The organism is Streptomyces sp. NPDC001070 (assembly GCF_053598835.1).
Map to the genome: position 1 here is coordinate 169,849 of NZ_JBSFLB010000002.1, position 26,413 is coordinate 196,261.

The following is a 26,413-nucleotide window of genomic DNA, read 5'->3' on the forward strand; positions in this document are numbered from 1 at the left end:
CGGCTGGCGATGCGTGAATCTTCGCTGGTCAACCATCACCGGAGCGTGGGTGAACTGTCACCGCTGGGCAACAGCGCAACTGCACGTTTGGGAAGGGTCGTTGACACAGTGAGCCCCGGCACCGCCCCGCACGGTTGAGGGCGGCACCGGGGCACCGTCCCACCGCGGGTGCTCCGCGCGGGCGGGACCCTCGTCCCTCATTCCCGGCGACAAGCGGCCCGCCGTCCGTGCCTGGGAGAACAGGGCAACCACAGACCACGGCCGCATCGCCCACTGCCGCTTCGCTGGTGACTTCAACATCGGCATCGCCACCGGTCCGTCGCGCCTCGTCGTCCTCGACCTCGGCACGTCAAAGGACGACGTCCGACGGGACGCTGACCGTTGGCGTTCCTCGCCCACCGGCTACACCAGGCAGGTGTCCAGGCGACGGTAGAACGCCAGTAAGTGGTGGCATCAAGTCGTACACGCTGCGCCGGCGCGCGAGGCAGCGACGGCCCCTGGCGGGGTGGCTGAGGCAAGCTCCGGGCAATGCGATCAGTTCTTCTGGAAGTGATTCGGCCACTCTCCCACCTGGGCAAATGCTCAAGCCTATTGCTCTGGCCTGCGCTGTTCCGGTGGACAGTTGTCATCGTCTGTCAGCGTTGGTCCGCCTCGGACGGCCGGTCGTCTAGAGCAAGGGAAGTGGGGTCGTCTCTGTGTGCCCTGCCAGGTGGGCACGCCCGCTTGCTCTGGCTGCTGCCGGTGACCGCATCCGAGATCGCGTTCCGCAGAAAGCACGGAACCGAGGCCCTGGAACAACTCTTCGACGAAGCCGAGATCAACCCCGTTGATCCGCGCAGGCCCGCAGTCTTACCGCACCGAGATCAGACCATGATGTCCTGTCTCGGTTGATGGCTGACAGTGTGGCTTCACGTGATGCTTGACACCGCTTGCCTCGGCTTGGCTGTGTGCGTCTGATTCGGCGCGTGCGGGAGGGCCGGGGCCGTGCCGGTGGAGTTGAGCGTGGTCGAGCAGCGGTATCACGCGGTCATGGAGGTGGCCGCGGGCGCCCCGGTGGTCGAGGGCGTGGCACGTTATGGGGTCTCGCGGAACGACGCGACGTCACGACTGTCGGGCGGCTATGACCCGAATTTCGTCCATTGCCCTTCGGAGACCACCTCGACGGAGCCGTCGACGACCTTGATGGCCGTCTGTTCGTCGATGGCGTAGGCCGGGACGCCGATGTCGGCGGCCCACCGCTCTGCGTCAGCCAGGGTGTTCGTTGGGAAAGCGTCCAGGTGCGGGAAGATTGAGAAGTCGACGACTCCCAGCGTGCGGTCGTCCGGCGCGGACGGCCACTCCACGAAGTACGCTCCGATCCGGGGCGTCATCACCATGCTTCCGGCACTCACTCCAACCCAGACCGTGTCGGGCAGCGAAGGCAGCAGATCGGCCAGCCCGGACTCCCGCATCCAGTGGCACAGGTACGTCGCGTCGCCGCCGTCGACCAGGAGCACATCGGCCTCCCGGATCCAGGGGACCCATCGTTCTGCGCCGATGGTGGGCAGTGCGGTGAGTTCGAGGACGCCGAGTGACGCCCAGCCCAGGCCGGTCAGGTGTTGCCACGTGGGCTGGGCGGCTACGAGGCCCCGCACCGATGTCGGCCCGCACATCGGGTGACCCCATTGTGCTGTCGGGATGCAGAGGGCGTGGCACTCGGCGATCGGCTTGCCGAGAAGCTTTACGAGCGCCGTGTGGATGCTTGGGTTCGTGACGCCGCCTGACGTAAGCAAGAGCTTCAAGGTGCCTCCAAATTCGCGTGCAGAAGGTGGATGTACCTGAAGACCCGAGACCGCGCTGGAACTCATCGCAGTTCGGGCGACCTCTTCAGAGGTCCTTCAGGGCTCTCAGGTCGCCGGGGCTCTCGGCTCATCCTCCGGCTGCGCAGGACGTCCTCGCGGGTCGGTTTTCCGCCGCGCCTGGCGCACCGCCCGGCAGCAGGTTCTCGCGCCGGCAGAGTTCGCCTCTCCGCCCGGCAAGCGCGTCTATGACCTGCGGCACACCTGCCTGACCTCGTGGCTCAACGCGGGCATCCCGCCGGCGCAGGTTGCGGAGTGGGCGGGCAACAGCGTCCCTGTCTTGCTCGCCACCTACGCGCGTTGTATCTCTGGTCAGCTCAGGGATCACCAGGGGCGGATCGAGGCCGGGGGAGACCTCCCCGAGACGGACGAAGATCTCTGAACCGCTCCCCGGACTTCGACACGTATTCGACAGAGCCACCCGCGCAAACCCGGTGACAGCCGGACGGCGCCGGAGCACTCCCGTGATCACACGCGGGCGGTCCGGCGCTGCTTCACTCCAGGCGGCAAGGCTCTGACCAGCAAAAAGCCCCTCCGCGAAGGAGGGGCGCATGACGTGCCCCCGGCAGGACTCGAACCTGCGGCCAAGCGCTTAGAAGGCGCCTGCTCTATCCACTGAGCTACGGGGGCCGGACGTTGGCCGCGACCGAACCCGCCCCTTGTGTCGACGGTTCCGTGACCTTGCCGGGGACAAGGATAGGGCGCGGCTGATGTGCGGCCGGTTGCTTCGCCTTCATGACACGTTGTGTAGGTTCGGTGAAGCGGTCTGATAATCGCAGGCAGGTGCGAATGTCGCACCAGTTTTGGCGCCTCAGTCGGCGGCTGTTGTGCACTCGTTATGCCGGTGTCTCTTACGGCTCTTCTGTCCCGTTCCGGCGTTCTTGCGGGCCGAAAGGTGTGAACTGGGCGGAATACGCTTCAAAAACCCATCAAAATGGGGCATTCTGCCACTGTGGCGATCTTGGATGTACGGCCCGAACTCCTTGACGCGCTGTCCGCACTGCGCGACCGCGTCGAGGACGCGCGCTTTCCTCTCCCCCTTCCCGGAGCCGAGCGGGCCCGCCGCACACGCCAGGAGCTGCTGGCACAGCTCGACGACTATCTGGTGCCCCGGCTGCGGGCTCCCGAAGCGCCGCTGCTGGCCGTGGTGGGCGGTTCGACGGGAGCGGGCAAGTCGACGCTCGTGAACTCGCTGATCGGGCGGCGGGTGAGCGACGCGGGCGTGCTGCGCCCCACGACACGCACGCCGGTGCTGGTGTGCCACCCCCAGGACCGGGCGTGGTTCGCCGACCCGCGGGTGCTGCCGGGCCTGGCCCGGGCGTGGGCGCCGCGGCCCCGGACCGCCGCCGACGCGGACGGGGAGGAGGGGGCGGACGGGACCGACGAGGAACGCGAGGCGGAGGAGCCGCGGCAGCTGTGGCTGCGGCTGGAGACGGACGACACGCTGCCGCGCGGGCTCGCCCTGCTGGACGCACCCGACATCGACTCCCTGGTCTCCCGCAATCGCGAGCTCGCCGCCGAGCTGCTCTGCGCGGCCGACATCTGGATCCTGGTGACCACCGCGTCGCGCTACGCCGACGCGGTGCCCTGGCACCTGCTGCGTACGGCCAAGGAGTACGACGTCACGCTGGCCACCGTCCTGGACCGCGTGCCGCACCAGATCGCCGACGACGTCTCGCAGCACTACGCGGCACTGCTGACCCGGGCCGGACTCGGGGACGTGCCGCGCTTCACGGTGCCGGAGCTCCCCGAGTCCGCGGGGGCCGGCGGGCTGCTGCCGCACACCGCGGTGGCGGCGCTGGGCAGCTGGCTCGCGCACTGCGCCGAGGACCCCGCCGCGCGGCACCAGGCGGCGCGGCGCACCGCGTCCGGCGTGCTGGGCTCCCTCGGCAACCGCCTCCCGGAGCTCGCGGGCGCCTCGGCGGCGCAGCACGCGGCGGCCCTGCGCCTGACGCGGCACGTGGACGACGCCTACGACGAAGCCGAGTCCCGCATCCAGGACGCCGTCCGGGCCGGGGCGCTGCTCGCCGGGGAGGCCCTGGCCAGCTGGCGAGGCTACCCGGACTGCGGCCCCGAGGCACTGCAGGCCGCGCTCGCCGAGGGCCTGGCGGCCCTGCTGCGCACCGAGGTCGCGACGGCGGACGAGCAGACCCTGGACGCCTGGCGCCGGGACCGCGCGGGCGCCGTCCTGCTGGAGGGCGCGGACCCGGACGCGGCGGCCGACCACGCCGAGGACCGGATCGAGGAGGCCGTCGACGCGTGGCGCTGGACGCTGGCCCGCCTGGCGCACGAGGCGGTGCGCGCGAGCGCGGAGGCCGTCGACCCGGAGGACGCGGCGGTGCTGCTCGCGGTCGCCGTGCTCGGCGGCCGCAAGGGCACGGTCGCGGGCGAGCGGCTCGCCTCCCTCGTCGGGGCGTACGCCGCGCTGCGGGCGGGCGACCGGGCGCGCGAGGAGCTGGACCGGCTCGTCGGGGACGTACTGGACGCCGAGCGCGAACGGCGCGTGCTCCCCGTCGACGCGCTGGATGTGACGGCCCGCCAGCAGGCGTCGCTGATCGCGGAGCTTTCGGTCGTGCAGAAGTCGTACGGACTGTGGGAGAGGTGACCCAGGTGCTCACGGAGCGGGTGGACGCGCTGTCGGAACTGCTCGGGCTGTCGCGCACCCGCGTGAGCCACGAGGCGCTCGACGGGGCGGGGGAGCTGCTGGAACGGGTCGGCGACCGGCGCCGGCTGTCGGCGGACCACACGGTGGTGGCGCTGGCCGGGGCGACGGGCAGCGGGAAGTCGTCCCTGTTCAACGCGCTGACCGGACTGGAGCTGTCGCGGATCGGCGTGCGCCGGCCCACGACCTCGGCGCCGGTCGCCTGCGCCTGGGACCCCCAGGGCGCGACGGGGCTGCTCGACCGGCTCGGCATCGCGCCGAAGGCACGGTTCGCCCGGCACAGCGCCCTGGACGACGGGGCGGAGCGGGCGGCCGACGGACCGGCCGGGCTCGTCCTGCTCGACCTGCCCGACCACGACTCGGCGGCGGTCGGGCACCGCGACCAGGTGGACCGGGTGCTGAAGCTGGTCGACGTGATCGTGTGGGTGCTCGACCCGGAGAAGTACGCGGACGCCGCGCTCCACGAGCGCTATCTGCGGCCGCTGGCCGGGCACGCAGACGTGACGCTCGTCGTCCTCAACCAGACCGACCGGCTCCCGGAGGAGGCCGTCGCGCAGGTCCTGGACGACCTGCGGCGGCTCCTGGACGACGACGGGCTCGCGGTCGGCGAGCACGGCGAGGACGGTGCCATGGTGCTGGCCACATCGGCGCTGAACGGCGACGGCGTGCCGGAGCTGAGGGCGGCGATCGGCCAGGTCGTCGCGGAGCGCGCGGCCGCGAGCCGGCGGCTGTCCGCGGACGTGGACGGGCTCGCCGAACGGCTGCGCCCGCTGTACGTCTCCGAGGGCGCGACCGGGCTCACCGACCGGGCCCGTGAGGACTTCACGGCGAGCCTCGCGCACGCCGTCGGCGCCGCGGCTGCGGGCCGGGTGGCGGAGCGCGCGTGGGCCAGGGCCGCCGAGGAGGCGTGCGGCACCCCGTGGCGGCGACTGCGCCGCGGTCGCGGCGGCGACCTGCACGCGGGCTCCCTCGACGGCCGCCGTCCCGCTCTCTCGGCGTCCCGTGCGGCGGTCGACGAGGCGGTGCGCGCGGTCGCGGCGGAGGCCGTGGTGGGCCTGCCGGCTCCCTGGGCGCAGGCGGTTCGCGAGGCGGCCCGCCGCGGTGGGCGGACGCTCCCCGAGGCGCTGGACGCGGCGGTGGAGCGGACGGCCCCGGACGAGCCGCTGCGCCCCAGGTGGTGGTCGGTGGTCGGCACGGCGCAGTGGCTGCTGGCACTCCTCGCGACGGCGGCACTGGTGTGCGGGATCGTGACGGCCGCGGGCGCGCTGCGGCTGCCGTGGTGGCCGTCGCCCGTGCTGATGGTCGTGGGCGGGATGGGCGGTCCGCTGCTCACCCGGGCGAGCCGGTTCGCGGCTCGCGGCCCGGCCCGGCGGCACGGCCAGGCCGCGGAGCGGCGGATGGGCGACGCCGCGGCCGACTGCGGGCGGGCGCGGGTGCTCGAACCGCTCGCGGCGGAATTGCTGCGCTACCGGGAGGTGCGGGAGCAGTACGGAGTTCTCGCCGGCAACCACTTCCGGGTGACGGAGTTGTCCACAGCCGGGCAGTAATCCACAGGTTGAATTCGATTCCTCCACGGGTGGCGGGGCGGGCGCACCATGGACCCATCGCGGGGACGGCGGCAAGGGGCCGCCGGACGGCAATGGACAGCGGGGGAGCGTCGGAAATGAGCGAGACACTGGTCACCGTCGTGGGGAATGTCGCCACGAGGCCGGAATTCCGGAAGACACCCACCGGTGTCCCGGTCGCCAGGTTCCGGCTGGCGACGACGGCGCGCCGCTGGGACCGGGAGCGCGGCGGCTGGTCCGACGGGCACACCAGCTTCTACACCGTGTGGGCCTGGCGGCAGCTCGGCGAGAACGTGGCGGCCTCGGTCGGGGTCGGTGAACCACTCCTGGTCCAGGGGCGCCTGAGAGTCCGTGAGGAGGAGCGCGACGGGCAGCGCTGGATCTCGGCCGACATCGACGCGATCGCCTGCGGCCACGATCTGACGCGCGGAACCTCGGCGTTCCGGCGGGTGTCCGCGGCACATCCGGAACTCATGGTTCCGAATTCCGTCCCGGGCGCCGGGGATCCGCGCACCGGCGACCCGGTGGCCGCACTGTCCGGATAAGACGGACAGCTGGGTATTCGCCCGGCGCAGAAACGCCGACGATTTATCGACAATTTCCCGTTCATGCCTACGTGCGGGTAACGATTGCGATTCGAATTCCTGGGCGACCGTGAATCCTGGTGGCTTTGATGCGGTTGGTTCCTAGGATTCTGCGGTACCCCCGGCCTTCCCCGGGGATCCACAGCTGTCGGCGAGGCCTGCCCCCACGACCAACCTCGCCCGGAGGGGAAAATCATGTTCACTGCAAGGAGGCGGGGAGCTGCCCGTCTTGCCGTCGCGATGGTGGCCTCCGGGCTCCTCGCGGCGGGCTCCATGGCCGTTGCCGGGTCCGCCATCGCGGACGACGCGACCCCCACCGCGCCCGGTGCGACGGCAAAGCTCGGCGGACTGAAGACGTTCGACAAGGCCGTCATTCATGAGAACGGCCACGACGACAAGGTCTCCGCCGGGCTGTTCGAGATGTCCGTGGACGGTGGCGGCACCATACAGACGTACTGCATCGACATCCACACCCACACCCAGGGCGACGGCACCAAGTACAAGGAAGTCTCCTGGAACGAGTCGAGCCTCCACGACAACGCCGACGCGGGCAAGATCAACTGGATCCTCCAGAACTCCTACCCCCAGGTGAACGACCTCGCGGCGCTCAAGTCGGCCGCGAAGCTCGACGGTGACCTGACTCCGCAGCTGGCCGCCGCCGGCACCCAGGTGGCCATCTGGCGCTTCTCGGACCACATCGACGTCACCGCGGACAACCCCGACGCCGAGAAGCTCGCGGACTGGCTGCAGGCCAGCGCCAAGCCCCTGGAGGAGCCCGCCGCGTCGCTGACCCTCGACCCGGCCGCCGTTTCCGGCAAGGCCGGTGACCTGCTCGGTCCGATCAACGTGCGCACCAACGCGGCCAGCGCCCAGGTGAATCTCGCCCCGAGCGCCCCCTCCGGTGTCAAGATCACCGACAAGAACGGCAACCCGGTCAGCACGGCCAAGGACGGCGACGCGCTGTACTTCGACGTCGCGGCGGGCACCCCGGACGGCACCACATCGCTGACCGCCACCGCGACCACCAAGCTCCCGGTCGGCCGCGCGTTCACGGGTGTCGACACCAAGACGCAGGTCCAGATCCTGGCCGGCTCCAGCGACAGCTCCGTCTCCGCCACGGCGACCGGCACCTGGGCCGCCAAGGGCCCGATCCCGGCCGTCTCCGCCGAGGTGAACTGCGACAAGAACGGCGTCGACGTCACCGCCTCCAACGAGGGCGACCAGCCGTTCACGTTCACGCTGGCCGACAAGGAGTACACGGTCGAGGCCGGCAAGTCCGAGACCATCACCGTGCCGGTGGGCGAGGACCAGCCGTACAAGATCACCATCACGGGTCCCAACGGCTTCGAGAAGACCTTCGAGGGCATCCTCGACTGCGACACCGCCGGCAGCGGCGGCAGCACCCCGTCCTCCTCGCCCAGCCCGGCCACGGCCGGCGGCTCCTCCGAGGGCACCGGTGACACCGGCTCCACCGGCGGCGACCTCGCCGAGACCGGTGCGAGCAGCGCCACCCCGCTGATCGCCGGCATCGCGATCGCGCTCGTCGTCCTCGGCGGCGGCGCGGTCTTCTTCCTCCGCAAGAAGAAGGCGACCCCGTCGGCCGAGTGAGCTGACGCGGGCGCTGGCCGCTCCTGAGTGAAGGGGGCGGAGGTCATGGACCTCCGCCCCCTTCGCCGTTCCACGACCGAGGATCCCCGCTGCGCGGACGCGGCTGGGAGGGCTTCCGCGTCGACATGCACGACGGAACCGGTCGCTGCCACCGCTGCGGCGCTGTCACAAAACAGATCCCTGTCCGGTCGATCGCCCGAAAGGGGCAAAGAAGACCTCTGGCCCTATACCGCCTGTTTCCAACCATCAGAGGACGGCAACTCGATGACCACAGCCAGCGCCGACGCGGTGTCGATCGGTAAGCAACTGAACCCGTCCGAGATATCCGACACGGCAATCGCGCTCCTCGATGAGGAGGGGACGGTGGTCGGATGGACACAGGCCGCCGAGCAGCTTGCCGGATTCTCCGCCGGGGAGGTGGTGGGCCGGTCCGCCGCACTCATGCTGCCGTCCCTCGGGGAGGCGCCGACGACGTCGGCGTTCGTCGAGCAGTGCCGCGCCCGGAACGGCTGGCCGGGCACGACGGCAGTGCGCCATCGGGACGGCCGCGTGCTCGACGTCACCCTGCGGATCTCCATGGTGCGGGGGCAGGACGGAGCAACGCGGTGGCTCGCGTCCGCTGCCGACGTCGGCGCTTCGTCCGGAGACGCGATGAACGGATCGGTACGGGGACCACTGGTCACCCGCGCGCCGATCGGCATCATCATCCGTGACCGGCAACTGCGGTGCACCGGGGTGAACGACACGATGGAAAGCCACGACGGCCTTCCCCGTGACCGACGGCTCGGACGCCGGTTCACCGATGTGCGGTCCGACGGGGAGGCCAGGACGCTCGAGTCGCTGATGCGGCAGGTGATGCAGAGCGGCACCCCCAAGGTCCACGAGTACCGGACGTGGCTGCCCACGAACCTGGGCCGGGAGCAGTCGTTCGCGGTTTCGTTCCAGTGCCTCCAGGGCGCGGACGGCCGGGCACTGGGGGTGTGCGTCATCAGCGCCGATGTCATCGAGAGCAGGCGTACGCGTGAGCGCCTCGCCGTCCTCAGCGGGGCCAGTGCGCGGCTTGGCAGCACCCTGGACGTGATGCAGGCCGGCCAGGAGCTGGCCGACCTCGCCGTGCCCCTGCTCGCCGACTATGTCGCCGTCGATCTGGAGCAGTCGGTCTCGTTCGGCGAGGGGCCCCCCGTCCGCATCGGCACGACGAGCGAGCGCCTCCCCGGACTCCGCCGTGCCGGTCTGGCCTCGATCCACCACGGGGTCCCGGAATCGCCATGGGTGCGCGGTGAACTGGTCCTCGTGCCGCCGGTCTCACCCCTCACCGACGTCCTGCGCACCGGGAAGTCCCGCCTGGAGCCGGTCCTGGCCGCCGCATCGGGCACATGGTCCGACGAGGTACCGGCCCTGGCGCGCAAGGTCAGCGAGAACGGCATGCACTCGCTGATGGTCGTGCCCATCCGCGCGCGGCGCGCCCTGCTGGGCGTGGCGTTGTTCGTCCGCACCAAGGATCCCGTGCCGTTCCAGGAGGTCGATCTCGTCCTGGCCGAGGAGCTCGTCGGCCTGGCCGCGGAGTCGTTGGACAACGCCCGGAAGTACGCCCGCGAGCACACCGCCGCCCTCGCGTTCCAGCGCAATCTGCTCCCTCGCCGGCTGAAGGGCGGCTCGGCGGTCGAGGTGGCCTCGCGCTATCTGCCGGCCGACGTGGACCACTGTGTCGGGGGTGACTGGTTCGACGTGATCCCGCTGTCCGGCGCGCGGGTGGCCCTGGTCGTCGGCGATGTGGTCGGGCACGGCCTGCACGCGGCCGCGACCATGGGCTGGCTCCGCGCCACGGTGCACACGCTCGCCAATATGGAGCTGCCCCCGGACGAACTGCTGGCCCACCTCGACGGCACGGTCCAGCGCATGGTGGAGGAGGACGACGACGCCCCGGACCAGGCACCCGCGGTGGTGGGCGCCACCTGCCTGTACGTCGTCTACGACCCGGCCACCCGCATGTGCACCATGGCGGGGGCAGGACATCCCCCGCCCGCGATGGTCGACCCCCAAGGCGGGGTCACCTTCCCCGACCTGCCGACCGGAGCCCCCCTGGGCATCGGCATGGGGGACCCCTTCGAGGCCGTGGAACTGGAACTGCCCGAGGGAAGCATCCTCGCCCTGTACACCGACGGCCTGATCGAGACCCGCGGCGGTGACATCGAGGAGGGGATGCACCGCCTGGGCACCGCCCTGGCGCAGCCGGACCGCTCCCTGGAAGACCTCTGCGACCTCGCCACACAGACTCTCCGGGAGCAGGCGTCGTGCGACGACGTCACCCTGCTCCTGGTCCGGACCCGCTCGCTCAAACCCACCCGGGTCGCGTCCTGGACACTGACCGGTGACCGGACCGCCGTCCGTGACGCCCGTGACCTGGCGGCCCGTCAGCTGGCCGCATGGGGCCTGGAAGGGCTCGAGGACCCCATGAAGCTGATCGTCAGCGAACTGGTCACCAACGCCCTCCGCCACAGCGCCGGCCCGGTCGCTGTGCGCCTGATCAGGCACCAATTCCTGACGTGCGAAGTGTTCGACACCGACGTATGCGTCCCGCGACTGCGCCGCGCACGCACCACGGACGAGAACGGCCGCGGCCTCTTCCTGGTCGCCCAGCTGTCCCGTCGATGGGGCTCCCGTTCTGTACCGGGCGGCAAGGTCGTCTGGGCCGAGGCGGACCTGCCCGGGCCATCCGCCCCCGGGGTCCACTGCTGACGTCAACGACGGCGCGCGACCGCAGATTTGTGCACCCCGGTCATGAGTCCCCATGCAGGTGCCTGGCGTGGGCCAGAGGTCGATGATGATGCGGTCATGAGCGACGACTTGACGGAGTTCCCGTGGAGGCGAATCGACGAGGACGCCGAGCCGGCCGGCCGATGCGATGGTGACGGCCGCGGAGTGTGGACCGCCCACGGCCACACCGTGGACTTCTGCCAGGTGGACCTCTCCGGTTTCCATCCGGCGATCGCGGAGCACGCGGCGTCGCGCGATCCGGCCCGCGCCCTCGAGGAGGTCGCGGCCAAGCGCCGCGTCCTGGCCCGGCATGTGCTCAGCCCTGCCGCCGGCGATCCCGAGCTCCCCTGGGACAACAGGGACGACTGCCGATGGGACGGGGAGAGCCGGGAGAGTGGCTGCCCCACCAAATCCGGTAAGAAGCGGCGCGCGACCGGCGGTTGCCGATGACAGGGCACGATTCGTGCAGCCCCCGGTGCAATCGATAGGGTGCCAGGTCACGACCGCACCCTGTTCGATCCACAGGCCGGTCAGGGCTCTGCCGCAGCTTGTGGCACCTCCACGGCTGCCTTGCCGATTCCTGCCTGCCCGGGCCCTGGGACATGGGGGCGACCTCGACGCCGGGGCAGCCGGGCCCCGGTCGACGGTTCAGGAGGAACGAGTGGCACAGATCATCGCCGAGGTCTCACGGACGTTCAACGAATTCCTGCTCCTGCCGAACCGGACCCGGACCGATTGCTCGCCGGCGACGGTCGATCTGCGCACGCCCCTGGTGCGGCACCTCGCGGGCGAGGCATCGGCGATCGAGCTGCACTCCCCGTTCACCTCCGCGATCATGCAAGCCGTCAGCACGCCCGATCTCGCGATCGCGCTCGCACGCAACGGCGGTCTGAGCTTTCTGCACCACAACCAATCGATCCAGGACCAGGCGGCAGCGGTGCGCCAGGTGAAGAACTTCAAGGCCGGGTTCGTCACCAGCGACACGAACGTCCGCCCCGACGACAGCCTGGGCCTCCTGGCGGACGTCATGCGACGCACCGGCCACAGCACCGCCGCGGTCACCCACGACGGGAGCGCCACCGGCCGCCTCCTCGGACTGGTCACCTCCCGCGACTTCCACCCCCAACGCCACGACCTCGGCGGACCGGTCGGCGGCCGGATGACGGCCATCGCCGACCTTCCCCACGGCGGGCCCGACACCACGCTCTCCGAGGCCAACGCCCGGCTGTGGGACGAGCGGCTCGACTGCCTCCCGGTGCTGGACGCCGAGGGTCACCTGCAGCATCTGGTGTTCCGGTCCGACTACACCGACAACAAGCGCTTCCCGAACCAGGCCGTCGACGCCGCCAAGCGCCTGCGTGTCGGCGCGGGCGTCAACACCCATGACTACCGAGAGCGTGTCCCGGCCCTGCTGGAGGCAGGCGCGGACGTGCTGTGCTTCGACTCCTCCGACGGGTACAGCGACTGGCAGGCACAGGCGCTGACCTGGGTGAAGAAGCACCATCCGGAGATCCCGGTCGGTGGCGGCAACGTGGTCGACGGCGAGGCGTTCACCTTCCTCGCCGAGGCGGGGGCGGACTTCGTCAAGGTCGGCGTGGGCGGCGGCTCCATCTGCATCACCCGCGACCAGAAGGGCATCGGCCGCGGCCAGGCCAGCGCGGTGCTCGACGTCGCTGCGGCTCGGGGCGCCTTCCGTGAGCGCACCGGCGAATACGTGCCGATCTGCTCCGACGGCGGGCTCGTGCACGACTACCACGTGGCCCTGGCTCTGGCGATGGGAGCCGACTTCGTCATGATGGGGCGCTATTTCGCGCGCTTCGACCAGGCAGCGGGCGCGAAGCTGCCCACCCGCGACGGCTTCGTCAAGGAGTACTGGGGCGAAGGATCGAACCGTGCCCGCAACTGGCAGCGCTACGGCCAGGGAGGTCAGGGGCTGGTCTTCGAGGAAGGCGTCGACGGCTGCGTCCCCTACGCCGGCGACCTCAACGAAGGGCTCGCGGTGACCATCGCCAAGCTCAAGACCACGATGGTCTCCTGCGGCTCCACCACCCTGCCGGAGTTCCGGTCCACCGCCCGGCTCACTCTGGTCTCGGACCAGAGCTTCCAGGAGAGCCACGCCAACGTCACCCTGCGGGACACCCCGCCGGCACTCGCCTGAGACGCCGCCGAGGGCCGCGGAGAGCCGAGGGGGAAGGAAGACGGGCGAGCCCCGGTCGTTACGCTGCTGGGCCTACGCCAGGCCCAGCAGGCGTTTCGCGGCTTCCGGCACATGACTCAGGGCATGCACGAGAACGGTGGGATCGCACCTCTCCAGGGCGACCCCGGTGTACCCCCACGCAGCGCCGATCGATGGGATCCCGGCGGCTGAGGCTGCCGCGATGTCGCTGGGGCTGTCCCCCACGAAACAGGCACGGCCGGGCGGCACGCCCAAGCGGTCGAGCGCGAGCAGGATGCCCGCCCCTGAGGGCTTGGGCTCCGCGTCACCCCACCCGACCACCACGGAGAAGTACGACGAGATCTCCTGGGGGATCATCCATGCGACCCGGGTGCGGGGCTGCATGGTGACCAGTCCGATCTCGGTGCCGGCGGTGGCGAGGTCACGCAGGACATCGACCGCGCCGGGGAAAGGCGACGCGTTCCGCATCGCCACGCCCAACGCGATTTCCCATGCCGTCCCGAACGCGATCTCCTGATCGGCCACACCGAGATGCGCCAGAAGTTCGTCATGGCGCAGATGATCAAGGTCCGCGGGCAGTTCGCTCTCACCGAAGGGCTTGCCGAGCACGGCGCCGGCGACTCCGAGGACCGCCTGTCGCATGGCGCGCCGGCTGTCCAGCAGGACGCCGTCAAGATCGAAGAGAACGGCCGTCGGGGAACTGCTCACTATATAAATCCGCCACTCACAACGAGACCGCCCGGGCACCGGTCGCCCGGAGAAGGCCTCTCCGGAGACGGCGATGCGCAGGTCGGCAGCGATCGAAGTGCAACCGAGCATATGTCCGGGCATCCGGCCGGCCGCGACCGGGCCGGGTGCAGCCCTTCTCGTGGCGGCCCCGGCCCCACGAGCCGCCGACGGCGATGGCTGCGCGGCGCCACTGCTCCCCGGCCCGGTCCTCGGTGTGCGCCGCCTTTCACGGTGCGCGGCCCGTCCCGTACGCCCCGGCGCACCACGGGCGTCAGCGGCTGTTCGGGTGTGTACGCGATCTCCCGCCGCTGCTCATGACCGGAGCCCTCTCGCGGCGCGGAGAGCGACCTCCGGGCCGTCTGCGGGCCGCGCGGTGCCGCCCCGAGCCGGCCGGCGACGACCAGGGACGACGGGTCGCGGAATGCGCGAGCCCAGGTCGGAGGCGTGAGCGAGGTCGCCCGCCTACTCGTTTCCGCCCAGGGGTGGACGGCTGGCAAGATGGGGTGTATCTGCCCACACATCGAACGCCGGACGGTTTCTCTTGGCTGAGTTCATCTACACCATGCGCAAGACGCGCAAGGCGCACGGCGACAAGGTGATCCTCGACGACGTCACCCTGAGCTTCCTCCCCGGCGCGAAGATCGGTGTCGTGGGGCCGAACGGTGCCGGTAAGTCCACCGTGCTCAAGATCATGGCGGGTCTCGAGCAGCCCTCGAACGGCGACGCGTTCCTCTCGCCCGGCTATTCCGTCGGCATCCTGCTGCAGGAGCCCCCGCTGGACGAGTCCAAGACCGTGCTGGAGAACGTCCAGGACGGCGTGGGCGCGATCAAGGGCAAGCTGGACCGCTTCAACGAGATCGCCGAGCTGATGGCGACCGACTACTCCGACGCGCTGCTCGACGAGATGGGCAAGCTGCAGGAGGAGCTGGACCACGCCAACGCCTGGGACCTGGACGCCCAGCTGGAGCAGGCGATGGACGCCCTCGGCTGCCCGCCCGGCGACTGGGCGGTGACCAACCTCTCCGGTGGTGAGAAGCGCCGCGTCGCGCTCTGCAAGCTGCTGCTGGAGGCCCCTGACCTGCTGCTGCTCGACGAGCCCACCAACCACCTGGACGCCGAGTCCGTGCAGTGGCTGGAGCAGCACCTGGCCAAGTACGCGGGCACCGTCGTGGCGATCACCCACGACCGGTACTTCCTGGACAACGTCGCCGAGTGGATCCTCGAGCTCGACCGCGGCCGCGCCTACCCGTACCAGGGCAACTACTCCACGTACCTGGAGACCAAGCAGTCCCGTCTCAAGGTCGAGGGCCAGAAGGACGCCAAGCGCGCCAAGCGGCTCAAGGAAGAGCTGGAGTGGGTCCGCTCCAACGCCAAGGGCCGCCAGGCCAAGTCCAAGGCCCGCCTCGCCCGCTACGAGGAGATGGCCGCCGAAGCCGAGAAGATGCGCAAGCTCGACTTCGAGGAGATCCAGATCCCGCCGGGCCCGCGTCTGGGCAGCATCGTGGTCGAGGTCAACAACCTCTCCAAGGCGTTCGGCGACAAGGTCCTCATCGACGACCTCTCCTTCACCCTGCCGCGCAACGGCATCGTGGGCGTTATCGGCCCCAACGGCGCCGGCAAGACCACGCTGTTCAAGATGATCCAGGGCCTGGAGGCCCCGGACTCCGGCTCGATCAAGGTCGGCGAGACCGTCAAGATCTCCTACGTCGACCAGAACCGCGCCAACATCGACCCCAAGAAGAGCCTCTGGGCGGTCGTGTCGGACGAGCTGGACTACATCAACGTCGGCCAGGTCGAGATGCCGTCCCGCGCGTACGTCAGCGCCTTCGGCTTCAAGGGCCCGGACCAGCAGAAGCCGGCCGGCATTCTCTCCGGTGGTGAGCGCAACCGCCTGAACCTGGCGCTCACCCTCAAGCAGGGCGGCAACCTGCTGCTCCTCGACGAGCCGACCAACGACCTCGACGTGGAGACCCTGTCCTCGCTGGAGAACGCGCTGCTGGACTTCCCCGGTTGCGCCGTGGTCGTCTCCCACGACCGCTGGTTCCTGGACCGGGTGGCCACCCACATCCTCGCCTACGAGGGTGACTCCAAGTGGTTCTGGTTCGAGGGCAACTTCGAGTCGTACGAGAAGAACAAGGTCGAGCGCCTCGGCCCGGACGCGGCCCGGCCGCACCGCGCCACCTACAAGAAGCTCACCCGGGGCTGAGCGGCAGATGGCCCGTCACATCTACCGCTGCCCGCTGCGCTGGTCGGACATGGACGCCTTCGGGCACGTCAACAACGTGGTCTTCCTCCGCTACCTGGAGGAGGCCCGGATCGACTTCATGTTCCGGCTGGCGCCCGGGGAGGGCAGCGAGTCGTTCACGGGCGGGTCGGTCGTCGCCCGCCACGAGATCGACTACCTGCGTCCGCTGGTCCACCGGCATGAGCCGGTCACCGTCGAGACGTGGGTGACCAAGGTGGGGGCCGCCTCACTGACCGTCGCGTACGAGATCAAGGACGCGGAGACGGTGTACGTGCGCGCCTCCACGGTCGTGGTGCCCTACAACCTCGAGAAGGGCCGGCCGCGCCGGATCACGGCGGAGGAGCGGTCGTTCCTCCAGGAGTTCCACGACGACGGCGCCCGCGCGGGCGCCCCGGACGAGGCCGAAGAGGAGGCAGTCGCCGCATGACGGCGATCCTGCGACTCGCCGATGCCAGGGAGGCGGACGGTTTCGCCGCCTTCCTGGCCCGGCTGCTCGGCTGGGACAAGGCCGCCGTCGTCCGGCTGCGGGCCTCGGGCACGGTCCTCGCCGTGTTCGGGCAGCCGCCGTTCGGCGGCGGGGTCCTGGCGGTACGGACGGCCGAGCTGGACGCGGCCGCCGACGACCTGGACTCGACCGTCTCCGCCGGGCAGTTGCTCGACGGCATCGACGAGGCGGCCGGCGTGATCACCGTGCCCGCCGCCGTCACCGGGCCGGCCTGGGCCGGACTGCTCCCGCCGCGCGGCGGCTGGGAGCGGGTGGCGGGCCTGCCGCCCGCGGAGGACGTGCGCGCCGTGGCGGCCGCCGCCGTCACCGAGTTCCGCGACCGCAGCGAGGCGCTGCTGCCCGAACGCCGCACCCGCGCGGAGCTGGACGCCATCGCCGACGACATCTGGTCCCGGCAGCTCGGCGCCACCGGCCTGCCGCTGCGGGCGGTGCACGCCGCCCACGCGCTGGGCTTCCTGCGTCCGGTGCGCACCCCCGTCCCGGCGCCGCGCACCGGCGGTCAGCCGGCGGTGGTGCTGCTCACGGCGGGGCCGTGGCTGCGGCTGCGCACGCCCTACGGTTCGGTCGCCGTCCGGCGCGGGGTGCCGGGGCTGTCGGTCAGCCCCGTCTGATCAGCCCGCGGTGTTCACCATCGACGCCGCCGCGTAGACCAGGTAGTCCCACAGCTGCCGCTCGTGGTCGGGCTCCAGCTCCAGCTCGTCCACCGCGGCCCGCATGTGCCGCAGCCAGGCGTCGTGGGCGGCCTGGTCGACCCGGAAGGGCGCGTGCCGCATCCGCAGCCGGGGGTGTCCGCGGTTCTCGCTGTACGTGCGGGGACCGCCCCAGTACTGCATGAGGAAGAGCCTCATGCGCTCCTCCGCGGGGCCGAGGTCCTCCTCCGGGTACATGGGGCGCAGGATCGGGTCCTCGGCGACGCCTTCGTAGAAGCGGCGGACGAGCCGCCGGAAAGTCGGCTCGCCGCCGACCGCCTCGAAGAACGTCTGCTGCTCAAGGGTGCCCCGCGGGATCTCGTTCACGCTCCCATGCTCTCAGACGGCCCGCGTTGTCCGGAGGGGGTCACGGTCGCAGAGTGGTCATATGACGGAAGGTGACCGGTACGCGGCGGCGGCGCTGCCGCTGCGGGCCCGGCTGGTGCGCCGCATCGCCGCGGCCGGCGGGCTGGCGGACCCGCGGTGGCGGGCCGCGTTCGACGACGTCCCGCGCCATCCGTTCGTCCCCGTCTACCACCGGCCCCGCTCGGGCGGCGGGTTCACCCGGCTGTCGGCCGACGACCCGGATCCGCGCGGCCGGGCCCGATGGCTGTCGGGCGCCTATGCGGACACCCCGCTGGTCACGCTGGTGCGGGACGGGGAACCGGTCTCCTCCAGCAGCCAGCCCTCACTGATGGCCGCGATGCTGGAGGCGCTGCGGGTCGAGGACGGGCAGCGGGCCCTGGAGATCGGCGCGGGCACCGGGTACAACGCCGCGCTGCTCGCCCATCGCCTCGGCACCGCCGCCGTGACCACCGTGGACCTGGACGCGGAGATCACCGACGCCGCCCGCGCGCATCTGGCCGCGGCCGGGCACCCGGTGGCGGTGGTCACCAGGGACGGTGCGCTGGGCTGCCCGGAGCGCGCGCCGTACGACCGGATCATCGCCACCTGCGAGCTGCCGTCGGTGCCCGAGGCGTGGCCGCGCCAGTGCCGTCGCGGCGGGCTGATCCTCGCGCCCCTGGCGTCCGGGCTGATCGCGCTGCGCGTGACCGGCCCGGAGCGGGCCGAGGGGCGCTTCCTGCACACCCCCGCGTACTTCGTCTCGCTGCGGGGCGCCGGTGCCGCCCCGCGCCGGGACGCCGCCGGGACGACCGGCGGCTCGGGCGAGGGCAGCGGCGGGCGCAGCCGGGCCAGCGACACCCCGCCGCGGGTCCTGGAGAACGAGCTGTTCCGCTTCCTGCTCGGCCTGTACGCCGGGGACGCGGACGTCCGCTGGACCACGGGCGGCCCCACCGTCACCGCCGCCGACGGCTCCACCGCGCACGCCGTCCGCGACGGCACGGTCCTGCTCTCCGGGCCGCGGGACCTGTGGGCGGCCGTCGAGGAGGCGTACGCCCTGTGGCGCAGTGCGGGGCAGCCGCCCCGCGACCGCTTCGGCATGAGCGTGGAGGACGGCCGTCAGTGGACCTGGCTCGACCGCCCGGACGGACCGCACCGCTGGGAGCTGCGGTCCGCCCCGGGAGCGGCCGGTGTCAGTCGCGGACGACCGTGATCGTCGTCCAGGCGCCGACGTGCACCCGGTCCCCGTCCTTCAGCGGGACGGGCACGAAGGGGTCGATGGGGTCCTCGCCGCCGTTGACGGTGGTGCCGTTGGTGGAGCCCTGGTCCACCACCGACCAGCTGCCGTCCGGCTGCTGCACCAGCACGGCGTGCTTGTGGGAGACGCCCGGGTCCTCGGGCGCCCGGGACAGGTCGATGTCGGGCGCCTCGCCGGTGCTGTGCCGGCGCCGTCCGACGGTGATCTGCGCGCCCGTCAGCGGCAGTCGCTGCTCGGGGGAGTACGACGGGAAGTACAGCCCGCGTGCCTCCGGGCCGCTGCGGGCCATCATGCCGGCGAAGTAGTCGCGGTCGGCGGCGATGACGGCGGTCCAGGTGGCCGGGCCCGCCTGCACGGGCTCGGGCTCCGGCGCGGTCGGCGGCGGGAGCAGGAAGTCGCCGGAACCGGAGGTCACCGACTCCGGGGCCAGCGGCTCCGCCGGGCGGTTGATCTGCGACGGCCGGGACCGCTGCGACTCGTAGCGCTGGTACGGCGGCCCGTCCGGCGGGAAGCCGGGGGAGGCGGGCGGCCCCGGCGGGACGAAGGTGGTGCCCGCGTGGGTGACGAAGTTGTAGCGGCACTCCTCGCAGAACTGGGCGTAACCCTCGCGCGGGGTGCCGCAGTTGGGGCACGGCTCGGCGGCCGCGGTGGCGTCGGGGTCGTAGCCGGGGCCGCCTCGACCGTGGGCCTGGCCGGGGTCGTACGCAGGCTCGTAGGCGGGCTCGTAACCCGGCGTGTAGCCCTGCGAGTAGCCCCCGGAGTAGGGCGGCGGGGGCGGTGGCGGTCCGGGCGCCGCATACGTGGGCGGCGGGGCGGGGGCGGCGGGAGCCGAGGAGGGGGGTGGGGACATGCGCATTCCGCACACCTCGCACCAGTCGTCCGTCGCGGACCGGTGACCGTTCGGACAAGTCGACATGTCGCCCTCTCCCCTCTGCCCCTCTGTGTCCCGCTGCTCTATTTCTTCACACGGACGGTCTTCGTCGAACGTGTCTCGAGGGTCATCTCGTCGGCGTCCGCCACGCGGGCCTTCAGCCGCACAGTACCCGTCGCCGCGTCCACCACGTCCACCACCTTGGCCAGCAGCTTGGCCGTGTCATCGTTGCCCGAGGCGCTGGCGAGCTGCACGGCCCTGCCGAGTTTGGCGGTCGCGGAGTCGAAGTCCCCCTGCTTGCGGGCCTCCAGGCCCTGCTGGATGACCTGGGCCAGCTCCGCCTGTCCGGTGTAGTGGGCGACCTGCGGGTTGATCCGCGTCGAGGCCGCCATGTCGTCCGTCCACACCGCCCGCACCAGCCCCTGGCCCAGCACCCGCGGGGTGCCGTCCGGTTGGGGCAGGACGAGGGAGATCCGCGCGGCCAGCATCTCCTGGCCGATGCCGGCCGTCGGCACCAGCACGTTGACGTGGTAGTCGCGCGACTCGTCGCCCCAGGAACCGGTCGGGTAGTCGCCGGCGCGGGGGCCGGCCTCGGTGCGGCGGGCGGTGAGGTCCTCCACGGTGGGCGCGACCTGCTTGACGTACTGGATCTCCGCGCCCTGCGGGGACCACACGCGCAGGGAGACGTCCGCGACCTCCTTGCCCATCGCGTTCTCCATCATCTGCCGGAAGTCGGCCTCCAGGCCGGACGGGTCGGCGACGATGTCGACCGTGCCCAGCAGCGCGGAGGCGATCCCGGTCAGCTCCTTGACCTCCCAGTCGGTGCCGACGCCGCGCGCGTCGCAGGTGAAGCGGCCCGCGCAGGCGTCCAGCGCGGCGCGCAAGGCCTCCGGCTTCTCGTGCTCGTTGCGGCCGTCGGTGAGCAGGATGCCGTGCCGTATCGACACGTCGGCCGTGGCCAGCAGCCGGTCGGCCAGCCTCAGCCAAGTGCCGATAGCGGTTCCGCCGCCCGCGCCGAGCCGCCGCAGCGCCTCTTTGGCCTGGTGGCGGGTGGCGGGGCCGGCGACGGCGAGGCCGCCGTCGGCCGGGTAGACCTCCTTGGCCTGGTGGGTGCCGGCGACCACGGCGAAGGCGACGCCGTCGCGGATGGTGTCGATGGCGGCGGCGGTCGCGTCGCGGGCGCTGCGCATCTTGGTCGGCGGGTAGTCCATGGAGCCCGAGCAGTCCACCATGATCACCACGGCGGCGCCGGGCCCGGAGCCCGGCACGTCGCCCGGCGCCTGGGTGGCCAGCGGCAGCCCTCCGGAGGTGCCGCCGCCGGTCGAGGTCACGGTGACGATCGCGTTGACCTCGCGCCCGCCTTCCGGGAGGAACTCGTTCTGGTAGATGTCGACGGAGAACTGCGGCACGTTTGACTTGGAGAAGTTGGCCATCGGGTGCGCTCCTTGCGCTTGTCAACCACCGAAAGAGAGCATCAGGAAGGTCACGCGGCCGGGAACGGGAGCACGGCGACGGTGATGTTGTCGTGCCCGCCGCCGTCGATGGCGAACCCGACCAGCGTCCGCGCGCAGTGCAGCGGGCGGGTGCGGGCGTCCGCGGGCACCACGGAGGCCAGGTCCGCGGCCGACTCCGCGTAGTTCCACAGTCCGTCGGTGCACACCACCACTACACCCGGTTCGTCCGGTTCGAAGGAAGCGGTGTGCGGGTCCAGTTCCACCGCGTCCGCGCCGAGCCAGCCGGTGATGGCGTGGGCCCGTTCGTCCGCGTACGCCTCGGCCTGGGTCATCAGGCCCAGCGCCACCATGCGTTCGGCCCAGGAGTCGTCCTCGGTCAGCCGGGAGGCGGGCACGGAGCGGTCGTCGGGGATCCAGTAGGCGCGGCTGTCCCCGATCCAGCCCACGGTGAAGGTCTTGCCGGAGGTGATCGCGCTGACGCAGGTGCAGGCCGGCGCGTTGTGGTGGCGCCGGGCCTCCTCCTCGGGCGTCTCGGCCGCGAGGTCGGTCACCGCCTGGGCGGCCACGAGCAGCGCGTCGCGCATCGCGTCCTCCGGATGCGCGCCGCGGGCGAGGGAGTGCACCAGGGCCTTGCTCGCGGTGCCCGCGGCGGCCTCGGAGGCGTCGTCGGGCCGGTACGCGGAGGACACCCCGTCGCACACCACGGCCACGACGGCGGGCGTGCCGTCGGGCAGCGCGGTCGTCGCCAGCGCGAAGGCGTCCTCGTTGCGGTGGTGCCGCAGGCCGCGGTCGGTCACGGCGGCCGCGCCCTCGGACTCCTGCTCCTGGTGGTCGCGGGGCCGGGGCTGCGCGTGCCCGCAGTGCTCGCAGTAGCCGTCCGGGTCGACGTCGCCCATGCCGCACGCGACGCAGCGCGGCGCGGTCGCGGACAGGCCGCCCGACGGCGGGTCCAGACGGGGATCGGTGATCCGTGCCCGGGGCAGGTCGGCGGTGCCCAGGCCGAAGGCGAGCGTGTCCGTGTCCCCGCCCGGCGGGGCCAGTTCGTACGACTCCGGCTCACCGCCCGGCGGTTCCGGGGCGGCCGCGGGGTCGGGCGGCGCCAGTTCGTACGCCTCCGGTTCCCGGGGCGCGGCCAGGTCGGCGCCGCAGACGCCGCAGAACTTGTCGTCGGGCTCCAGAGGCTCGGCGCACTCCGGGCAAACGGTCACGTGCGGCATGGCGGTTACACCCACGTCCGGGGGCGGAGGCGGTTGGCCCGCTCCACCAGTTCGATCCTTGTCCGGCCCTGGTCCGCGAGCCGGGCCAGCACCCGGTACGAGTGTTCCAGGCCGAAGCGCAGGCCTCGTTCGTCCAGGTCCCGGCCCAGCAGCCCGGGCGTGGCGAATCCGACGGCCGAGCCGCCGGCCGCGCCCTGCTGCCCCGCCAGCACCCAGTCCAGCGCGCTGCCGAGCACCTCGGTGGACAGCTGCTCGCGCAGCCGTGTGTCGAGCCCCAGCCGCTGCAGGTCCTCCACCTGCACGGCGGCGGCCCGCAGGTCCTCCAGCAGCGCCTCCTGCGGGGCGCGCCCGCGCAGCCGGGCGCGGACGGCCGCCACCCGGGCCGCCGTGTAGTGGATCGAGGACTCCGGCACCGACTCCAGGGCCGCCACCGCCCCCGCCCGGTCGCCCGCCGCGAGCCGCACGCGGGCCAGGCCGAAGGCCGCGCTCACGTAGCTCTGGTCGGTGGTCCACACCAGCCGGTAGTACTCGGCGGCGTTGTCCAGCTGGCCCAGCACCTCGGCGCAGACGCCCAGCGCCAGCTTCGGGGCCGGCTCGCCGGGGAAGGCGTCGTAGACGGCGTCGAAGGACAGGGCGGCGGTCTCGTGGTCGCCGGTGACGAGCGCGGCCAGGCCGCGGTGCCACACCACGCGCCAGTCGTCGGGATGTTCGTCCTGGAGCGCGATCAGCGCCTCGACCGCCGTGTAGACGTCCGTGTTGTCGAGCCAGGCGCGCACCATGCGCAGCCTCAACTCCGGCGACCGCACCGGCGCCGCCTGCAGCGCGGCCACCAGCTCGGACGGCGCGGCGGCCGCGAGTCCGGCCAGGAAACCGGCGTTGGGGTCGGCCGGGTCGACATGCGGCACCGGCAGCGCGAGCGCCGCCGCCCGTACGTCGAGGGGCGTGACGGCGGGCCCGGCCGCCAGGGGCGGTGCGGCGGTCCGCTGCGCGGGCAGGGTGAACGGGGCCCCCGGTACGGTCGGGCTGTGGCCCCCCGGAGCCGATGCCGGTGCCGGTGCCGGTGCCGCGGGCAGGGCGGGAGCGCTGACCGCCGCGGACAGTGCCGCCGCGGAGCGCTTCCGGCCGCCGTTCGCCCCGGCGGCGATGCGGTCGCCCAGGGTGGAGGCGTCCTCGGCGGGCGCCAGCAACTCGGTGTCGACCACTCGCAGTTCCGGGCCGAACAGCGTGGACAGCGCGGGCCGCGGCTTGCCGATGCCCAGCGCGACGACCTCGCGCAGCACGCCCAGCAGCTGCTCGCTCATCTCCTCCGCCGAGGCGAAGCGCCGGCCCGGGTCGGGGTCGGTGGCCCGGACCAGGAGCCGGTAGAAGGACTCGTAGCGGGAGAAGACCTCGATGCCGTCCGGGTCCGGCAGGCTGTCCACGAACACGTTCGTGTAGCCCTGGAAGTCGAAGGTGAGCACGGCCAGCGTCCGCGCGACCGTGTACAGGTCCGAGGCGACGGACGGGCCGACCTCGGGCACCTCGGGCGCCTGGTAGCCGACCGTGCCGTAGATCGGGCTGTCCTGGTCGTCCATCCTGCGGACGGCGCCCATGTCGATGAGTTCGAGCCGGTCCTCGGTCTGGATGGCGTTGTCGACCTTGAAGTCGCAGTAGAGCAGGTTGCGGCTGTGCAGATGGCCGAGCGCGTCCAGCGCCTCGATGGCGTACGCGATCGCCTGGTCGACCGGGAGCGGCTCGCGTCTGCCGTCGGCTGCCCGGCGCTCGTTGGCGATCTCCTTCAGGGACTTGCCGCCGACGTACTCCATGACGATGTAGCCGTCGAGACTGCCGCCGCGCGCGTCGAGGTGCTCGACGAAGTTGTAGATCCGCACGATGTTGGGGTGCTCGATCTCGGCGAGGAACCGCCGCTCGGAGACCGCGGCGGCCAGCGCGTCCTCGTCGCCGGTGTCGAGCAGGCCCTTGAGCACCACCCAGCGATCGCTGACCGCCCGGTCCACGGCCAGGTAGATCCAGCCGAGCCCGCCGTGCGCCAGGCAGCCCACCACCTCGTACTGTCCGTGCACCACGTCGCCGGCCCGCAGCTTGGGCGTGAACGAGTACGGGTGGCCGCACTTGGTGCAGAAGCCCTCGGTGCGCCCGGGACGGTCGCCGCGGCCGCGGCCGACCGGCGCCCCGCACTCGCTCCTGCTGCAGAAGCGCTTCCGCTCCGGCACCTGCGGGTCCTGCAGCACCGCGGCGGCCGGGTCGGGCCGGGGGATGGGCGGCACGACCACCAGCCCGGCGCCCAGCTTGCCGCGGGTCGGGCCGCTGGAGCCGGAGCGCGAACTGCGCACGGAGACCGAGGCGGTGCCGTTCGTGCTGCCGCTCAGCGAACGGGACAGCCGCCCGGACACCGAACGGCGCGAGGAGCGGGACGAACCCGAGGCCCGCGAAGATCGCGAGGACGCGCCGGAGCCCGGACCGGTCCCGGCGGCCCGCGACGGCTGCGACGGCCTGGACGAGCCGCCGCCCCCGGCCGCCGCCGGCAGCGGCGAGAGCCCGCACGTGTCGCAGAACAGCTCACCGCCGCCGACGTCCTCGATCGTCCCGTCGCAGCCCGGACGCTGGCACTTCATCGTCCATCCCCCTTGTGATCGGCAGGTTCCGCCTGCCCCGGCACCAGCACGTCGGCCACGGCCTGCTGATAGCGCAGTACCGCGTTCTCGGCGGCGCGCAGATCGCACGGCGCACTCCACAGAAGACGCCGCGCGTGGTCGTACCGCTCCATCAGGAGCGGATCCTCCGCCATTCCGTGACGCGCCACCTTCGCCCGGTAGGCGTCGAGCCGGCCGCGCAGCTCGGCGCGGACGGCGAGCGGCGCGGTGACCGCGGTGAGCGACTCGCGGGCACGCAGCAACTCCTCGTCCGCCTGCTGTTCGAGGCCGTCCAGCAGCGGCGAGAGCCGGTGCCACTGCCCGGTCCTGCGGAAGTCGACCGCCGCGGACAACTGCTCGTGGAGCGCGACCGGCGCCCCGCTGACCGCGGGCACCTCCGAAGCCGCGATCTTGGCGAGCACCTCCACCCGGGCGCTGCGCGCCTCGGTGAGGGTGCGGTCGGCGCGCGACAGGACGTCCCGCAGCCGCATCAGCCGGTGGTCGGCGTCGTCCCGGACGTGCAGCACGGCCTCGACCTCGCGCCGTATGTCCTCCAGGGTCCGCCCCGCCCGTTCGTAGCGCTCGGTGTCGGGCCGGCCGCCGGACCAGAAGGCGAGCGGGTCGGAGACCACCTGGGCGCGCAGTGCCGCCAGCGAGTCCAGCATCTCCGCGAGGTCGTCGCCGGACGGGTGGGTGCCGGGGCGCACGCCGACGGACTCGGCCAGCGAGCGCACCCGCTGCGCCTCCGCGGCCAGCAGGTCGATGCGTGCGGGCAGCGCGGACCACACCGCGTCGACGGCGGAGACGACCTCCATCACCTGCGCGTACCACTGGTTCATCCGTGCCAGCAGCTGCTCCAGGCTCAGCCGTTCGCTCAGCCGGGCCGGCCCGGTCAGGCCCCGCGCCGCCTCCGGCACGGCGCCGCCGGAGACGGTGACACCGGAACCGCGCAGCAGCTCGGTCAGCTCCCGCAGTTCGCTCTGGGTGGGCCAGCGACGCCGGGCGCGCAGGGCGCGGGCGGTGGTCAGGGCGTCCGTGTACGTGTCGAAGTGCGTCCACAGCACGGCGACGGCCTGCTCGGCCGCGGCCCAGCGCTCCTTGGTGGCACCGCTCAGCTCCGCGCCCTCCAGCAGCCTGCGGCCGGAGTGGTCCTGCAGCGCGAGCAGGGACGCCTCGACCGCGTCCCGCTCCTCACCGAGCCGTGCCAGGGCACGGTCGACGTCCTCGCGGCTCATCGCCGGTCCGGATGGTCCCGCGACCGCCATCGCACCTTCTCTCTT

Annotated in this window: 21 protein-coding genes and 1 tRNA gene; 13 read left to right on the forward strand and 9 right to left on the reverse strand. The window is 72.2% G+C overall.

The features are described from left to right. Nucleotides 1–199: 199 nt before the first annotated feature. Both ACWDAS_RS03065 and ACWDAS_RS03070 read left to right on the forward strand, forming a co-directional pair. Nucleotides 200–433, forward strand: a complete 234-nt coding sequence (locus tag ACWDAS_RS03065) for a bifunctional DNA primase/polymerase (protein ID WP_450387278.1) — start codon at nt 200–202, stop codon at nt 431–433. A 95-nt stretch (nt 434–528) separates the two neighbouring features. After that, entirely contained in the window at nt 529–891 is a 363-nt protein-coding gene (locus tag ACWDAS_RS03070; protein WP_450386894.1) for a suppressor of fused domain protein, read from the forward strand. Between the two features lie 227 nt (nt 892–1,118). Here ACWDAS_RS03070 and ACWDAS_RS03075 read toward each other — a convergent pair whose 3' ends face one another. Both ACWDAS_RS03075 and ACWDAS_RS03080 read right to left on the reverse strand, forming a co-directional pair. Further along, on the reverse strand, nt 1,119–1,781 hold the full coding sequence (locus tag ACWDAS_RS03075; RefSeq protein WP_450386896.1) for a Type 1 glutamine amidotransferase-like domain-containing protein: 663 nt from the start codon (nt 1,779–1,781) through the stop codon (nt 1,119–1,121). Between the two features lie 614 nt (nt 1,782–2,395). Further along, a tRNA-Arg gene (locus ACWDAS_RS03080) sits at nt 2,396–2,468 on the reverse strand. 322 nt (nt 2,469–2,790) lie between these two features. Between ACWDAS_RS03080 and ACWDAS_RS03085 the strand changes: the two genes are divergently transcribed. The 7 genes from ACWDAS_RS03085 (at nt 2,791) to ACWDAS_RS03115 (ending at nt 13,172) form a co-directional block, all read left to right on the forward strand. After that, nucleotides 2,791–4,443, forward strand: a complete 1,653-nt coding sequence (locus tag ACWDAS_RS03085; RefSeq protein ID WP_450386898.1) for a dynamin family protein — start codon at nt 2,791–2,793, stop codon at nt 4,441–4,443. Next, a complete protein-coding gene (locus ACWDAS_RS03090; protein ID WP_450386900.1) occupies nt 4,440–6,047 on the forward strand; it encodes a GTPase in 1,608 nt (535 codons plus the stop codon). Before ACWDAS_RS03085 ends, ACWDAS_RS03090 begins: the two co-directional genes overlap by 4 nt. 116 nt (nt 6,048–6,163) lie before the next feature. Further along, nucleotides 6,164–6,610, forward strand: coding sequence for a single-stranded DNA-binding protein (gene ssb / locus ACWDAS_RS03095; protein ID WP_450386902.1), 447 nt, complete (start codon nt 6,164–6,166; stop codon nt 6,608–6,610). Between the two features lie 234 nt (nt 6,611–6,844). Then, nucleotides 6,845–8,257, forward strand: a complete 1,413-nt coding sequence (locus ACWDAS_RS03100) for a Cys-Gln thioester bond-forming surface protein (protein WP_450386904.1) — start codon at nt 6,845–6,847, stop codon at nt 8,255–8,257. A gap of 264 nt (nt 8,258–8,521) precedes the next feature. Next, nucleotides 8,522–10,996 (forward strand): SpoIIE family protein phosphatase, encoded by a 2,475-nt coding sequence (locus tag ACWDAS_RS03105; RefSeq protein WP_450386906.1) that lies wholly within the window; start codon nt 8,522–8,524, stop codon nt 10,994–10,996. Nucleotides 10,997–11,092: 96 nt separating this feature from the next. Next, nucleotides 11,093–11,464, forward strand: a complete 372-nt coding sequence (locus tag ACWDAS_RS03110; protein ID WP_450386908.1) for a DUF6221 family protein — start codon at nt 11,093–11,095, stop codon at nt 11,462–11,464. 211 nt (nt 11,465–11,675) lie between these two features. Beyond that, nucleotides 11,676–13,172: an IMP dehydrogenase gene (locus tag ACWDAS_RS03115; RefSeq protein WP_450386910.1), complete on the forward strand. Its 1,497-nt coding sequence runs from the start codon at nt 11,676–11,678 to the stop codon at nt 13,170–13,172. A gap of 72 nt (nt 13,173–13,244) precedes the next feature. Here the strand turns inward: ACWDAS_RS03115 and ACWDAS_RS03120 are convergent, their stop codons facing one another. Then, complete coding sequence (locus ACWDAS_RS03120; protein WP_450386912.1) at nt 13,245–13,898, reverse strand: HAD family hydrolase; 654 nt, start codon at nt 13,896–13,898, stop codon at nt 13,245–13,247. 562 nt (nt 13,899–14,460) lie between these two features. Here ACWDAS_RS03120 and ettA point away from each other — a divergent pair. Genes ettA through ACWDAS_RS03135 form a run of 3 tightly spaced genes read left to right on the forward strand, consistent with a single transcriptional unit; the run spans nt 14,461 to nt 17,280 of the window. Further along, nucleotides 14,461–16,125 (forward strand): energy-dependent translational throttle protein EttA, encoded by a 1,665-nt coding sequence (gene ettA, locus ACWDAS_RS03125; RefSeq protein ID WP_450386913.1) that lies wholly within the window; start codon nt 14,461–14,463, stop codon nt 16,123–16,125. Nucleotides 16,126–16,132: 7 nt separating this feature from the next. After that, nucleotides 16,133–16,591, forward strand: a complete 459-nt coding sequence (locus ACWDAS_RS03130) for an acyl-CoA thioesterase (protein WP_450386915.1) — start codon at nt 16,133–16,135, stop codon at nt 16,589–16,591. Then, nucleotides 16,588–17,280, forward strand: coding sequence for a hypothetical protein (locus ACWDAS_RS03135; RefSeq protein WP_450386916.1), 693 nt, complete (start codon nt 16,588–16,590; stop codon nt 17,278–17,280). The genes ACWDAS_RS03130 and ACWDAS_RS03135 overlap by 4 nt, the downstream gene beginning before the upstream one ends. Here the strand turns inward: ACWDAS_RS03135 and ACWDAS_RS03140 are convergent, their stop codons facing one another. Next, complete coding sequence (locus ACWDAS_RS03140) at nt 17,281–17,685, reverse strand: globin (RefSeq protein ID WP_450386918.1); 405 nt, start codon at nt 17,683–17,685, stop codon at nt 17,281–17,283. A gap of 61 nt (nt 17,686–17,746) precedes the next feature. Between ACWDAS_RS03140 and ACWDAS_RS03145 the strand changes: the two genes are divergently transcribed. Beyond that, a complete protein-coding gene (locus ACWDAS_RS03145; RefSeq protein ID WP_450386920.1) occupies nt 17,747–18,913 on the forward strand; it encodes a methyltransferase domain-containing protein in 1,167 nt (388 codons plus the stop codon). On the opposite strand, the gene ACWDAS_RS03150 is transcribed toward ACWDAS_RS03145, so the two are convergent. From ACWDAS_RS03150 to ACWDAS_RS03170, 5 genes are all read right to left on the reverse strand, one after another. Next, nucleotides 18,894–19,814, reverse strand: coding sequence for an FHA domain-containing protein (locus ACWDAS_RS03150; protein WP_450386922.1), 921 nt, complete (start codon nt 19,812–19,814; stop codon nt 18,894–18,896). The two genes, ACWDAS_RS03145 and ACWDAS_RS03150, sit on opposite strands and share 20 nt — an antisense overlap. Before the next feature lie 98 nt (nt 19,815–19,912). Continuing rightward, nucleotides 19,913–21,262, reverse strand: coding sequence for a VWA domain-containing protein (locus ACWDAS_RS03155; protein WP_450386924.1), 1,350 nt, complete (start codon nt 21,260–21,262; stop codon nt 19,913–19,915). Nucleotides 21,263–21,312: 50 nt separating this feature from the next. Further along, complete coding sequence (locus ACWDAS_RS03160; RefSeq protein WP_450386926.1) at nt 21,313–22,500, reverse strand: PP2C family serine/threonine-protein phosphatase; 1,188 nt, start codon at nt 22,498–22,500, stop codon at nt 21,313–21,315. Between the two features lie 5 nt (nt 22,501–22,505). Continuing rightward, nucleotides 22,506–25,115: a tetratricopeptide repeat protein gene (locus ACWDAS_RS03165; RefSeq protein WP_450386928.1), complete on the reverse strand. Its 2,610-nt coding sequence runs from the start codon at nt 25,113–25,115 to the stop codon at nt 22,506–22,508. Beyond that, a complete protein-coding gene (locus ACWDAS_RS03170; RefSeq protein ID WP_450386930.1) occupies nt 25,112–26,398 on the reverse strand; it encodes a hypothetical protein in 1,287 nt (428 codons plus the stop codon). Before ACWDAS_RS03170 ends, ACWDAS_RS03165 begins: the two co-directional genes overlap by 4 nt. Nucleotides 26,399–26,413: the final 15 nt, after the last annotated feature.

Coding starts and splice junctions, on each gene's coding strand:
- ACWDAS_RS03070 (WP_450386894.1), top strand. CDS start 529: ATGCGATCAGTTCTTCTGGAAGTGATTCGGCCACTCTCCCACCTGGGC.
- ssb (WP_450386902.1), top strand. CDS start 6,164: ATGAGCGAGACACTGGTCACCGTCGTGGGGAATGTCGCCACGAGGCCG.
- ACWDAS_RS03100 (WP_450386904.1), top strand. CDS start 6,845: ATGTTCACTGCAAGGAGGCGGGGAGCTGCCCGTCTTGCCGTCGCGATG.
- ACWDAS_RS03105 (WP_450386906.1), top strand. CDS start 8,522: ATGACCACAGCCAGCGCCGACGCGGTGTCGATCGGTAAGCAACTGAAC.
- ACWDAS_RS03110 (WP_450386908.1), top strand. CDS start 11,093: ATGAGCGACGACTTGACGGAGTTCCCGTGGAGGCGAATCGACGAGGAC.
- ACWDAS_RS03130 (WP_450386915.1), top strand. CDS start 16,133: ATGGCCCGTCACATCTACCGCTGCCCGCTGCGCTGGTCGGACATGGAC.
- ACWDAS_RS03135 (WP_450386916.1), top strand. CDS start 16,588: ATGACGGCGATCCTGCGACTCGCCGATGCCAGGGAGGCGGACGGTTTC.
- ACWDAS_RS03145 (WP_450386920.1), top strand. CDS start 17,747: ATGACGGAAGGTGACCGGTACGCGGCGGCGGCGCTGCCGCTGCGGGCC.
- ACWDAS_RS03150 (WP_450386922.1), bottom strand. CDS start 19,814: ATGCGCATGTCCCCACCCCCCTCCTCGGCTCCCGCCGCCCCCGCCCCG.
- ACWDAS_RS03155 (WP_450386924.1), bottom strand. CDS start 21,262: ATGGCCAACTTCTCCAAGTCAAACGTGCCGCAGTTCTCCGTCGACATC.
- ACWDAS_RS03160 (WP_450386926.1), bottom strand. CDS start 22,500: ATGCCGCACGTGACCGTTTGCCCGGAGTGCGCCGAGCCTCTGGAGCCC.
- ACWDAS_RS03165 (WP_450386928.1), bottom strand. CDS start 25,115: ATGAAGTGCCAGCGTCCGGGCTGCGACGGGACGATCGAGGACGTCGGC.
- ACWDAS_RS03170 (WP_450386930.1), bottom strand. CDS start 26,398: ATGGCGGTCGCGGGACCATCCGGACCGGCGATGAGCCGCGAGGACGTC.